Here is a 12,809-nt window from a genome sequence, read left to right as displayed (position 1 = left end):
GCATTACATCACATATTAATCATGGTATTCACCATGCCATTTAACTGAGATGTTCTCCAAATAAACCTAAGGCTTCTTCGGCACTAAAGCTATATTGTGTGCTGCAGAATTGACAATCCATAGTAATAGGGTTCTGATGTTCCAAAGTTTCACGTACCGCAGCAACACCAATTTGCATTAAGGCATTGGCACAGCGCTCTTTGGAGCAAGTGCAACCAAAACGTAAGGCTTCCACTTCAGGCAAACGCACTTGTTCTTCGTTGTATAAACGGTACAAAATTTCATTGACGTCTAAATCAGTCAATTCTTCCGCTTTTAAGGTTTCAGTCAGCATGGTCACACGCGGCCATAAATCTTCATCGACCCGTTGTTGTTCTTCTTCACTGTTACGCGGCAACAATTGAATCAGCAAACCGCCCGCACGTTCGGCATTGCTTGCCAACACAATACGAGTTGGAATTTGTGCCGATAAGTCGTAATACTGCATTAAACATTCAGCTAAATTGGCTTTGTCCAAAGGCACAATACCTTGATAACGCTCACCAAATTCAGGCTCGATATTAATAAACAGTACAGGACTGACCAAACTTTTCAGGACGGTACTGCTGTCTTCAGCGCTTAAAAAGCGCGGGTCTTGTTCGTAGTCTGCCAACGCACGCACTTCACCCAAGTGGTTACATTCCGCCATGGCCCATTTAAATGTGCCAGATGCCTGAATTTGTAAGCTAATACGCCCTTTAATTTTTAGGGTACTGGCCAGTAGGGCAGTGGCGCAAAGCATTTCTCCCAACAACACTTGTACCGCAGGCACATAATCACGTTGTTTCAAAATGGTTTGCAAAGCTTCTTCGAGATGAACTACTTCACCACGAACAGGGCTATCTTCAATAAAAAAGCGTTGGCGTAAATCAGACATAAAATTCTCCATAACCCTGTTTTAATGGTGGCAATATTGTAAAACACAAGTCAGTTTGCTGCATCACGTGTTACATCAATATGACTGCTATGCAAGCCGCGTTTTAAATCGACACCCAAGGGCATTTCACGGTTTTGTGCATCACTTTCAAACAGGTGTTCCAGTTCTGCCAAAGCGTTACGATGGGTTTCATATACTTTTTGTTCATCGGTATAAATGTGCTGCTGTTGTGCCAAGAGTTGTTCATCATAATCACGGAACAACTCAATGCTTTTATAGGCATCTTTTTCATTAATGCCCAAATCGCGCAAAGCCTGATAGGCCATGCCTAAAGAGGATAAATACGTTTCACGCCAAATATAGGTAACGCCTAAATCGCGCAATAAGTGCACATGATGACGATCACGAGCGCGTACCAGTAATTTTAGCGCTGGATAATTCAGGCGAATATGCCGTGCCACGTTCATTGAGTCTTCAATATCATCAATGGCTAGAATAAAGATTTTGGCATGCTCGATGCCTGCGGCACGTAAAATTTCAGGTTGAGTGGCATCGCCATAATAGACTTTACCGCCGTAATTCCGCACAAAATCAATTTTATCCATATTGCTGTCGATGGCAGTAAAGTGCAGATGCTGCAAGTACGCCACACGGGCAATAATTTGTCCAAAACGACCAAAACCCGCAATAATCATGGGGTGATGTGTATCGGGAATTTCGTCATATTCAGGCGATTTTTCACGTTCTAAGCGAGGAATAATTTGACTGCTCATCAACCAATATAAAATTGGGGTCAACACCATCGACAAAGTCACAATTAAGGTCAGTGGTTGCAGCATGGCCTGGCTGAGCACACTTTCACTTTGTGCGACACTGAGCACCACAAAGGCAAACTCACCGCCTTGTGCCAAGCAAGTCGCCAACAACAAACTATTGCGCCAAGAATATTGGAAATAACGGGCAATGGCCGTGAGGCTAATCAGTTTGATGAGCAGGAGCAGCAATGCACCGCCTACAATCAGCCAAGGGGTATTCATTAAGATTGCCAGTTCGGTGCTCATCCCGACGGTCATAAAAAATAAGCCTAGCAATAAGCCTTTGAATGGGGCAATACTGGCTTCTAACTCATGTCTAAATTCGGAATCTGCCAACAATACGCCTGTTAAAAATGCACCTAAGGTGGTGCTAATGCCCAGCACATCCATAATGCTGACCACGCCAAGTACAATGAATAAACCGACAGCAGTGATCAGTTCATGTGCGCCACTTTTAGCCACAAAACGAAAAAATGGACGCATGAGATAACGGCTAAATAAGAACAAACCGCTAAAGGTCGCCATGATTGCAGCAAAATAAGCAATGCCATGATGAGTCGATTCTGCACCTGCTAACATGGGAATGATGGCAATTAAAGGAATGGCGGCAATATCTTGAAACAGCAGAATGGAAAAGGATTGTTGTCCATAACTGCTGTTGAGTTGCTGCTTTTCTTGCAACATTTGTAGCACAAAGGCTGTAGAGGAAAGTGCCAGTGCAAAACCTATCACCACACTTGAGGCAATGCCTTGCTGTAAGGCAAAAAAAGCCAAGATTGCAAGTAGAATACCCGTGATGCCGACCTGTAAACTACCCAAAACAAAAATGGGCTTGCGCATTTCCCACAGCCGTTGTGGACGCAGTTCTAAGCCAATAATAAACATCAGGAACACCACACCATATTCTGCCAGTTCCTGAATATCATCGGGGTCGCTGGCAATATTGAATACGCTAGGCCCTAGCAAAATGCCTGTAAACAAATAGCCCAATACGGTCGCAATACCAAAGCGTTTTAGTAAGGGAACCAAAACCAATGAAGCGCCTAGAAAAATGGTTATTTGTAACAATAAGGACATGTGGTCATCCAAAGTTTAAAGCGGTGGATTATTGAAATAAGTGCTGATACAGCTAAGTTTCAATTTACAGTATTAGCTAAATTCTTGCGGATCTATATCTAAACTTAGTTTCATGCTGGATGGCTTTTCATGCAACATATTTTGCCACCAGTTCCTGATATAAAAATGTAAGCGTGCCCGATCTTTAGACAACAACACCATGTGTGCATGGAAACGTCCTGCTTTACGTTCCATTGGCGCAGGAATCGGCCCCCAAATTTCAATTAATTGTTCTGAATGTTCTCTAAGCCATTGTGCATGTTGTTGTAAAAATTGCTGGTTTAATTCCTGACTTTTAGATTCACAGCGAATCAAAGCACTGTAACGATAAGGCGGTAATTGTGCAGCTTTGCGTTCTTTTAAACTTTGTTTGGCGAACTTGCGGTAATCTCCCTCGACCAATGTGGTGAGAAGTGGATGATCAGGACGCACACTTTGCAAATAAACATCACCTTTATGCTCACCACGCCCTGCACGTCCCGCCACTTGCACAATCAGTTGAGCCGTGCGTTCAGGTGCGCGAATATCCACACTAAGTAAGCCTGAATCAATATCTAAAATTGCCACCAATGTCACATACGGAAAATGATGCCCTTTGGCCAGCATTTGCGTGCCCAATAAAATCAGTGGTTCGCTGCGTTGAATACGGTCATAAATTTTTTGCCAACTGCCAACACGACTGGTTGAGTCACGATCTACCCGAATCACATCTACATTGGGAAACAGCTCGTTTAAACTGTCTTCGACTTTGGCAGTGCCCATGCCAATTGGTTTGAGTTCTGCATGGTTGCAGGCAGGGCATTGCTCAGGTTTACGATGAATCGTACCGCAGTGGTGGCAATGCAAATGTGTATAAGGTTGATGATGCAAGGTAAAGTTGGCATCACAATTCGGGCATTTGGCTTGCCATGCACAGCTCTCACAAATCAATACGGGTGCATAGCCGCGTCGGTTTAAAAACACCAAAACTTGTTCTTTTTTAGCCAAGCGTTTTTTGATTTCATCAATCAATTGTTGGCTAATACCGTGCTGTTTTTTGGCAATTTTTAAATCAATCAGGTGGATTTTGGGCATGAGTGCCGTGCCCGCGCGTTGATTTAATTCCAGACATTGCATTTTGCCTTGATCGACTAGTGCATAGCTGTCAATGCTTGGAGTTGCCGAACCTAAAATAACAGGGCAATTTTCCAGATGGGCACGATAGAGCGCAACATCACGGGCATGGTAGCGAAAACCTTCCTGCTGTTTAAAAGACAGGTCGTGTTCTTCATCTAAAATAATCAAGCCTAAATTTGGCAATGGGGTATAAATCGCAGAACGTGTACCTAAAATAATCGAGGCTTTGCCCGTTTGTGCGGCTTGCCACGCCTGCAAACGCTTGGAATCATTTAAACCTGAATGTAAGAGGGCGATGTGGCAGTGAAAACGCGATTGGAAACGGCTAATGGTTTGTGGCGTTAGACCAATTTCAGGTACTAACACCAACACTTGTTTGCCCTGTTTTAGTACCTCATGCATGATGTGTAAGTACACTTCAGTTTTACCGCTACCCGTTAAACCATCCAGTAAAAATGCCTTATATTGCTGCCGTACTTTAAGTACGCTGTCGATGGCTTTTTTCTGATCTGGATTAGGGGTTAAAGGCATTTGCGCCAAAGTCACTGGCATTGGGCTAAAATCTTGGGCTTCCAAAACACATGCGCAAATTTCTTTATTCGCCAAGGCTTTTAGGGTTGCTGTTTCAATGCCTGCCAAATTTAAAATATTTTCAGAAGTTCCCGAAGGATGTAGCTTTAAAATTTTATAGGCTTCTTGTTGTTTTTCTGAGCGTGTAATTTTAGCTTCGGCATGTGCATCCAACAATTTCCAAGTACGTGCCAATAAATTATAGGGTTTGGCTTGGCGCAATAAGCTAGGTAAGGCACTTTGCATCACTTCACCAATCGGGAATTGATAATATTGTGCCGACCATGTCAACAAAGTTAAAACTTTAGGGTCTAAAATCGCTTGCTCATCTAACAGTTCGCTAATGGCTTTGAGTTTAAAACGTGGATCAATTGGGGTGTCGAGTGCCAGTTTTTCGACAATAATTCCGACCAAGTTTTGCCGACCAAAAGAAACCAAGACCCGCGCGCCCACTTCTGCTTGCTGATATTGTACTGCACTGAGCATATAATCGAAGCAGTCGTAAAGATATACGGGTACAGCCACTCGAATACGATAAACAGGTTGTGGGTCTAAAGTGGAATCTGGCATAGAAAAAGTCGTATCGTCCTGTGAAAAATGGCTTCGTGCTCGACTTTGGCATGTGTTAGAGTGAGCACAGAATTTATATCTAAGAATATGAATGATTTTAGTGGTCAGACGCAACTGCGTTGCAAGAAATTTTGGAAAATTAGAGCATTACAATGCCAGCATATCAATTTACTGCCATTGACGCTTCAGGGAAGCAGCAAAAAGGTGTTTTAGAGGGTGATTCTGCACGACAAATCCGTCAGCAATTACGTGACAAAGAATGGATTCCTGTCAGTGTCGATACCGTTGAACAAAAAGATAAACACAGTGGCAAACAATGGTTTCAGAAAAAAATCACCGCCTATGATTTGGCTTTGCTGACCCGTCAGTTATCGGTTTTGGTGGCTGCTGCGATTCCTTTGGAAGAAGCCGTTCGCGCTGTGGGTAAACAAAGTGAAAAAGCCCATGTGCAAAATTTGCTGATGTCGGTGCGTTCCAAAGTTTTGGAAGGTTATTCACTGGCCAATGCTTTACAACAATCGGGGCGTTTTCCAGACTTATATATTGCCACCATTGCCGCAGGCGAGCGTTCGGGGCATTTGGATTTAATTCTGGAACAATTGGCAGATTACACCGAAAACCGCTTTGCCATGCAGAAAAAAATTCAAGGGGCGATGATTTATCCCATCATTTTAATGCTGATGTCTTTTGCGATTGTGATGGGTTTAATGACTTATGTCGTACCCGATATTGTTAAAACCTTTGATCAGAGCAAAGATGCCTTGCCGTGGATCACCGTGGCATTAATGAAAGCCAGTGATTTTATTCGTGTTGCATGGCCGTTTTTACTGGTGGCTTCTGTGGTGGGGGTATTGTTGTTGGTGCGTTTTTTACGCACCACAGCAGGGCATTATGCCTTTGACCGTTTAACCTTAAAGTTGCCGTTATTTGCAAAATTATCACGTGGGATTAATGCCGCGCGTTTTGCCAGTACCTTGTCTATTTTGACTCAGTCGGGTGTGCCTTTGGTGGATGCGCTAAATATTGGTGCTGCGGTCAGTAACAACTGGGTCATTCGTGATGCGGTCAATTTGGCGGCAGAAAAAGTCACTGAAGGTGGTAACTTGGCGACGCAATTAGAGCGCAGTGGTTATTTCCCACCGATGATGGTACAAATGATCAAAAGTGGTGAAGCCTCGGGCGAGTTAGACCGTATGCTGTCACGTGCTTCAGACATGCAAGACCGTGAAGTGACCACACTGATTTCTACCCTGTTGGCATTATTAGAACCGTTGATGTTGGTACTGATGGCGAGTATTGTACTGGTGATTGTGATTGCGGTAATGCTGCCAATTGTGAATATGAACAATATGATTTAAATCGTTTTGAAGCATCGTTCTTCAAACAGAATCTAAAATAAATGTCGAATTGATATAAATAAATGAGAGAGATTGAATGAAACAGAAGCAACCGAGTAAACAGTCTGGTTTTACCCTGATTGAAGTCATGGTGGTGATTGTAATTTTAGGTGTGTTGGCGGCTTTAATCGTACCGAACGTAATGGGACGTGGTGAAAAAGCCAAAGTAGATACTACGGTTATTACTTTAAAAGGTGTGGCTGGCGCACTCGATCAATACAAACTCGATAATCAAAAATATCCTTCAATGCAAGACGGTGGTTTAGACGCCTTGGTGAATCAGCCTGCTTCGGCTAAAAACTGGTTGCCAGGCGGTTATGTGAAAGGGGGCTATCCGAAAGACAGTTGGGATAATGACATCCAATATGTGATTCCGGGTTCAGAAGGTCGCCCATTTGATTTATATTCTTTTGGTGCAGATGGTCAGCAGGGTGGTGAAGGTACCGATGCCGATATTTATTATCAGCCTTAATAGAAGATGAGTTGAGTCTATATATTGATTCAGTGAACTCCAAAAAAACCGAGCGCTTAATGCTCGGTTTTTTTATGAATGGTTATTTCTAGCCGCTATTGAACAGTACTATTAACGACGTGATTTAAACGACACATCCACCTGACGTGGTCGATAAATCCACCCCATAATTAACAACAGCAATGAGAAAATCAGCACAGGCCAATCGCTGAGTTGGGTATACAGTGTTTGACCTTGCATGGCAGGCAGATCACCACGCAGCACAAATTCCTGATCCATTGGCGCTTGTTTGACAATATGCCCATGATGGTCAATAAATGCGGTCACACCTGTATTGGTGGCACGAACAAACCAGCGTCCATTTTCTTTGGCGCGCATTTGTACCATTTGTAAATGTTGCAATGGCCCTGCAGTACCCGTAAACCAAGCATCATTGGATACTGTTACCAAAAAGTCACTTTGGCTAGCATTGCGGCGGGTCAGGTTCGGATAAGCCACCTCATAACAAATGGCTGCCCCCAAATGATGCTGTTTAATTGCAAGCGGTTTTTGCTCAGACGCTCCACGTGAAAAACCACTCATGGATGGGTCATTTTGCATCGCAGGTAGTACCCAACTCAGTAAGCCTGAAAGCGGAATATATTCACCAAAAGGCACCAGACGCTGCTTTTTATACAAGCCTTCAGCCGCATCTCCCGTTGCCATAATGCTGTTGTAATACATTGGATGTTGCTGCACTTGTGATTCAGGCAAGTCCCAATACGGAATACCTGTCACCCACGAACTGCCCGTTTTTTCAGCCTGTGTTTTCATGGCATCCAAAAACGGTTCAATATCGGTCTGGAACATTGGAATGGATGATTCAGGCCAAACAATAATGTCGCGTCCCCATTCAGTTCGGGTCAAGCGGGTATAAATTTCCAAGGTCTTAATTTGGTATTCGGTTAGCCACTTTAAGTCTTGAGGAATGTTGCCTTGAATCAGAGAAACCGAGAGTGGCTTTTCAGATTTTGCAGTTACAAAACTGAGTTGTGCTGCACCCCATGCACCCAAAAGTAAAATTGCCGATGGAATCAGCCAGAAGATACGCTTTTTAAGGACTTCAACCAACGCACAGGCCAGCAAGATGACCACAAAAGACACCCCGAAAATACCAAACAACGGTGCATAGCTATCCAAAAAGCGTTCGGTGAAGGCATAACCTGCAAACAGCCATGGAAAACCTGTAAAGACCCAAGTTTTCGCCCATTCAAAAAATACCCATAGCGGTGCAAAAGTCAGTGGTGTTTCAGGGAAAAACCGACGATATAACCACGTTTGTACGGCAGTAAACAAACCCATCAACAGCGCCATAATGACAATCATCAGCACGCTTAAAAAGGCATTGGTGTCGCCATAGACGTGAATGGATGTATAGAGCCAAAATGCTCCGACAAACCACAACCCAATCCCGTAAGACCAACCAATCAAAAAGGCCTGTTTCGGGGTGCGTTTGCTTAAAGTCGCATACAGCAAAGCAGGTGAAAGTAAGGCAATCCACCAGTAATGATAGGGAGCAAGTGCCAAACTAAACACTGCACCTGCCAATAGGGCAATGATTAATGGATAAATTAAGGGCAGTTGTTGATGTTCTGCAGGATTAGACAGCTTGGAAAAAAAAGTCCTCATTGACGTACGGCTCGAATCAGATGAATAGTGCGGGCATCTGCTTCAAGAATGGTAAACTCCCAGTTGCCAATCACAATCACTTGTCCTTGCAAATCACTCACCAAACCAATTTCCTGAAGCAATAAACCGCCCACAGTTTCTACTTCATCGTCAGAAAAATCTGCATCTAAAACATTATTAAAATGTTCGATTGGTGTAAGTGCTTGTACTAACCAAGTATTTGCCGTTTTTGGGTCGTGATCGGGGATGATGTATTCTGCTTCTTCGTCAATATTGTCGTGTTCATCTTCAATTTCACCGACAATTTCTTCTAAAATATCTTCTAAAGTAACCAAGCCCGAAGTGGTGCCATACTCATCAATCACCACTGCAATATGGGTTTGGGTGTTTTTGAGCATACGCAATACTTGGTCTGAACGAGCACTTTCAGGCACAAATAACGGCTGACGCATTAAGGCGCGAATATCGACTTTGGTTCTTTGTTCGGTCAGTAAAGGCAATAAATCTTTTGCCAATAAAATCCCCACCACGTTGTCGGGTTGGTCAGATGAGAACACAGGAAAACGTGAATGTGCCGATTCGACCAGTACATGCAAAATGTCGAGTAGCTCATCATCTTCTTGTAAGCTAATCATGGCGGTACGTGGGGTCATGACTTCACGGATTTTGGTGGCAGGTAAATCCAGAACACCTTCGAGCATTGCCACCGTATCGGGTTCTAAAAAACGACGTGAATCTTGTACTAATTTTAGCAATTCATCGCGGGTTTCTGGTGCAGTGCCTAACCATTTTCTTAGGCCACGCATACCCCACGATGGGCCTGATTCCTCGTGCATGATCTTTCCTAAAGACTCTTTATATCTAAAAAACTTAGCTTAATCATACCTTAGAAAATACAGTTGTCTATTGCTAATCTTGGGAGAAAATGACGGCAATTACGTCACGAGATGTGTTGCTGTGCGTAGCGGGAACACATAAAACAAGGCTGCGCTTTATGCTAAACTAGCCCGATGTTTTAATATCGAGTCTGTGCATGTCTGAACTTCCTGTCACACCTAGTATTCAACTGAATACCCGCGGTTTGCGTTGCCCTGAACCTGTGATGATGCTGCATCAAGCCATTCGCAAATCTAAGTCTGGCGATGTGGTTGAAGTTTTTGCAACAGACAACTCTACGTCTTGGGATATTCCAAAATTTTGCATGCATTTAGGGCATGAGTTGTTATTGCAAGAAGAGCGCCTAGATGAGCAAGGCAATAAAGAGTTTCACTATTTAGTGAAAAAAGGTTAATTAAAAAGGATTCGCATTGAAACCGCCCATCACGAAATAACGATAACTATAAAAATAATGTGATCAATACAGGCATATTTCATTTGTTATTTGTGCAAATTGAAATATGCCTTTTGTGTTTTTGAACGTCCAAGACATCTTTATTTTTTTAATGATTCAAATATTGAACCCGCATCACAGCTCAAACTGAAAAATGCTGAAAGTATCCATTTCTTGCGTTAGGCATCGCACATTTTTGGGGATGCTTTTTAACTTTTATGCATTTTTTTAGCTTGCTGTGTGCTGGTGCAAAATTATGCGACGTTATGTGTAAGGTGTAAAAAACCATTTGTAAAATGTGAACTTAGATTGTATTTTAATTATTGATTTTTAACAAAATAATTTAAATTATTTTTTAATATATGGAAAAATTAGCCTATAATGCGATCAGTTTATTGAGTTCGATTGCAGAATATTTGGGGATAAAATTAAGCAGATTTGGGGTTTTGCTTGGTTTGAATGTTATATGGCAGTGTTTATGTTTTATAAGGCTGAAAAAGCTGATTAAGCTGTCGCATTAAAGTAGTCAAGTTAAGAAAAATAATTTTGGGGGGCTTAACTGATTGTCTTTATCTTAAAAAAATATGCCATTTAGACTGAGCAAAATCTGCTTAATTTTTTACGTGATCAATCATCAATAAATCTTGCGTTATCATCATTTTGATTGAGTACGGTATGATTTTAGATAAAAAGCAAAACTTTTCTTTAAAGCCACTGAGTGTGGCGTGTTTATTGACCATGAGTATCTCAGGCTGTTCATCGGGTTCAGGCTCTCAGTCAAGCACGGTTCAAGTCACTGATGTGTTGGGGGCAGAAAATGTCAGCCAAGAAGATCAACCGACTACAAATGAAGGCATTGGCAGCGGAGTAGAGCAACCTGTCGCACCATCTGCACCCATTACCGATCAACCTCCTGTGAATTTAGAGCTAGATCATGGCGATGCATCATCCAATGGCGGTGGTTTGAGTGGTGGCAGTACAGATCATGGCAATACATCACCAACTGAAGATTCACTTTTAGACAGCAATGATGCTGTACCTAGCGATGATGCTACCGTTTTAGAAAATAATGATGTCAATCAGCCTGATACGATACCTACACTTGAATCACCTCCGTCAGAAGTAGAGCAACCAGTCGATGTGGTAGCTCCACCAGTAGCCGAGCCTGTTTTAACCGACACCGTCTTGGTCGATAGTGCAATTCAAGATATTGAAGCACCACAAGATACCTCTGACATCGAGATGGGCAGTGCGATTCAAGAACCTGAACCTTCACAAAACATTTTAGAAGTCGAAACAGGCAGTGCATTTCTTGAAACGGAGGCAATTTAACCATCACAGGCAACTATTCGATGCAGATTGCTGCAGATCAGCAGCAACATGCGGGTTTTAAAGCACGTTTTGGCAATTTGCTGACGGTAACGGGAACCGCCAATTTGGCAGGGACTTTGAACCTGTTTGATGAAGTGCCACTTGATCAGCCACTTATTACTGCACAAGGTTCACAAACTACCGTATTACGTGCGCAACAAGGCGTACAGCGTGAGTTCGATGCTTATCGCTCAAGCAATCCATTATTTGAGTTGACACAAGTTAGTTATCGTCCTGAACTGAATGCAACGGGCGAGCCTGTACGTGCGGCAGATACAATCAATACCGATGTGGTGATTACGGCAAAGCGTAAATCGACTGAAACGGTGGCGGCTCTTGCTGCTGAACTTGAAGGACGGACTCAGGTTGCCCGTAATTTAGATGTAGTTTTAGCAAGTCTTGATCAGAAACAACAGTTAGAAACGCTGGAAGATGCTGAAAAAGTTTTTGCCAATCGCTTATTTAACAATTTTGCTCAAACTATACGTTATAGCAATGCTGCTGAAAGTACAGTTTCTACGCAGGCATTGAATCAACTGTTTCATCAACTTGATCCAAGTTTTTATGCCAATACCGTTTTAAATGTCGCAGAAGAAAGCAGCAAGCAAGAACGTCAGTTTGCACAGCGTTTGGCAACCGCACAACCCAAACAGCTTTGGTTTTCGGGTGATTACCAAAGTTATGATATGGATTATGTCGGCTTAAATAGTGAGCGCCGTAGTCATCATCAAGGTGTTGGTGTGGCAACAAAACTGGCAGGGATGACCTTGGCAGCGCAGGCCGATTTCAGTCAACTGAACTTAGATGATGCCGTACAAACAGGCTCAAAAAATAGCAGTCAGAGCAAAGCCTATGCACTAACTATGGGGACAGCACAGCAGCTTAATCGTGATTTAAGTGTCGCGGCATGGTTAAAAGGCATGCAGGTGGATGTTGACGCGCAGCGTGGTCATGCTCAAGCACAAAAAATACAGTTTGATGGACAAATGTATGCCGCAGGTTTGCGTCTAGATTATAGCTATCCACTCAGTCAAAAAATGCAGATTCAACCGTATTTAGACGCTTCGTTCCAACATTATGTTCATGCCGAACAAACTCAGCAGGATGGTGTCAACAGCTTAGATGATTTGGTGATGCAGCGCTGGAATTTTGGTGCAGGTTTGCAAGCCAATTACCAGTTGAATCCAGCATGGCAATTGCAAGGCAGCTTGTATTACAGCCAACCGATTCAGGAAAAAGCATATTTAACCCCAGTTACGGATAAGCCAAAGATTTAATCACATGAATTTTAGGCTTATTCTTTTGGCAAAGTTGATACGCACATAGTGAAGAAAATACGCCTGCTAAAAAACCAGCAATCGAACGATGTTTACTCGTAACTAAGTGATATTTTTCTTTCAATAATCCTATCAATGTTTCAATTTTTTTACGTTGTCGTAGATGAAATTCATCAGAAAATGGCAATAAG

General features: G+C 42.7%; 10 protein-coding genes and 1 pseudogene. 5 read left to right on the top strand and 6 right to left on the bottom strand.

Annotated elements, in window-relative coordinates:
• Positions 1-40: 40 nt before the first annotated feature.
• From hslO to FTU39_RS07090, 3 genes are all read right to left on the bottom strand, one after another.
• Positions 41-916, bottom strand: a complete 876-nt coding sequence (gene hslO / locus FTU39_RS07100; RefSeq protein ID WP_004975941.1) for an Hsp33 family molecular chaperone HslO — start codon at positions 914-916, stop codon at positions 41-43.
• Between the two features lie 50 nt (positions 917-966).
• Positions 967-2,808 (bottom strand): monovalent cation:proton antiporter-2 (CPA2) family protein, encoded by a 1,842-nt coding sequence (locus FTU39_RS07095; protein WP_154321101.1) that lies wholly within the window; start codon positions 2,806-2,808, stop codon positions 967-969.
• 72 nt (positions 2,809-2,880) lie between these two features.
• Positions 2,881-5,103 carry a primosomal protein N' gene (locus FTU39_RS07090; RefSeq protein ID WP_180051926.1) on the bottom strand — a complete coding sequence of 741 codons (2,223 nt, stop codon included), beginning with the start codon at positions 5,101-5,103 and terminating at the stop codon, positions 2,881-2,883.
• Positions 5,104-5,255: 152 nt separating this feature from the next.
• Between FTU39_RS07090 and gspF the strand changes: the two genes are divergently transcribed.
• Together gspF and gspG are read left to right on the top strand one after the other, a co-directional pair.
• Positions 5,256-6,461, top strand: coding sequence for a type II secretion system inner membrane protein GspF (gspF, locus tag FTU39_RS07085; protein ID WP_004975948.1), 1,206 nt, complete (start codon positions 5,256-5,258; stop codon positions 6,459-6,461).
• Between the two features lie 76 nt (positions 6,462-6,537).
• A complete protein-coding gene (gspG, locus tag FTU39_RS07080) occupies positions 6,538-6,972 on the top strand; it encodes a type II secretion system major pseudopilin GspG (RefSeq protein ID WP_004975950.1) in 435 nt (144 codons plus the stop codon).
• A 111-nt stretch (positions 6,973-7,083) separates the two neighbouring features.
• Here gspG and lnt read toward each other — a convergent pair whose 3' ends face one another.
• Both lnt and FTU39_RS07070 read right to left on the bottom strand, forming a co-directional pair.
• The gene (lnt, locus tag FTU39_RS07075) at positions 7,084-8,640 is read right to left on the bottom strand and encodes an apolipoprotein N-acyltransferase (protein ID WP_004975952.1); all 1,557 of its coding nucleotides are present in this window, start codon (positions 8,638-8,640) and stop codon (positions 7,084-7,086) included.
• Positions 8,637-9,476, bottom strand: coding sequence for a CBS domain-containing protein (locus FTU39_RS07070; protein WP_004975954.1), 840 nt, complete (start codon positions 9,474-9,476; stop codon positions 8,637-8,639). The genes lnt and FTU39_RS07070 overlap by 4 nt, the downstream gene beginning before the upstream one ends.
• A gap of 197 nt (positions 9,477-9,673) precedes the next feature.
• On the opposite strand from FTU39_RS07070, the gene tusA reads away from it, so the two are divergent.
• The 3 genes from tusA to FTU39_RS07055 all read left to right on the top strand — a co-directional run bounded on the left by tusA (position 9,674) and on the right by FTU39_RS07055 (position 12,618).
• Entirely contained in the window at positions 9,674-9,931 is a 258-nt protein-coding gene (gene tusA, locus FTU39_RS07065; protein WP_004975955.1) for a sulfurtransferase TusA, read from the top strand.
• Positions 9,932-10,645: 714 nt separating this feature from the next.
• Positions 10,646-11,302 carry a hypothetical protein gene (locus FTU39_RS07060; protein ID WP_180051925.1) on the top strand — a complete coding sequence of 219 codons (657 nt, stop codon included), beginning with the start codon at positions 10,646-10,648 and terminating at the stop codon, positions 11,300-11,302.
• Between the two features lie 20 nt (positions 11,303-11,322).
• Positions 11,323-12,618 carry an autotransporter outer membrane beta-barrel domain-containing protein gene (locus tag FTU39_RS07055; protein WP_180051924.1) on the top strand — a complete coding sequence of 432 codons (1,296 nt, stop codon included), beginning with the start codon at positions 11,323-11,325 and terminating at the stop codon, positions 12,616-12,618.
• Here the strand turns inward: FTU39_RS07055 and FTU39_RS07050 are convergent.
• A pseudogene (locus FTU39_RS07050) lies at positions 12,596-12,809 on the bottom strand (IS982 family transposase); the annotation flags it as partial. The gene FTU39_RS07055 and the pseudogene FTU39_RS07050 overlap by 23 nt on opposite strands.

Source organism: Acinetobacter sp. YH12099 (genome assembly GCF_013419195.1).
In the GTDB taxonomy this organism is placed as follows: domain Bacteria; phylum Pseudomonadota; class Gammaproteobacteria; order Pseudomonadales; family Moraxellaceae; genus Acinetobacter; species Acinetobacter towneri.
Note: the sequence above shows the minus strand (reverse complement) of the source record. Positions and strands in the feature narration are given on the sequence as shown.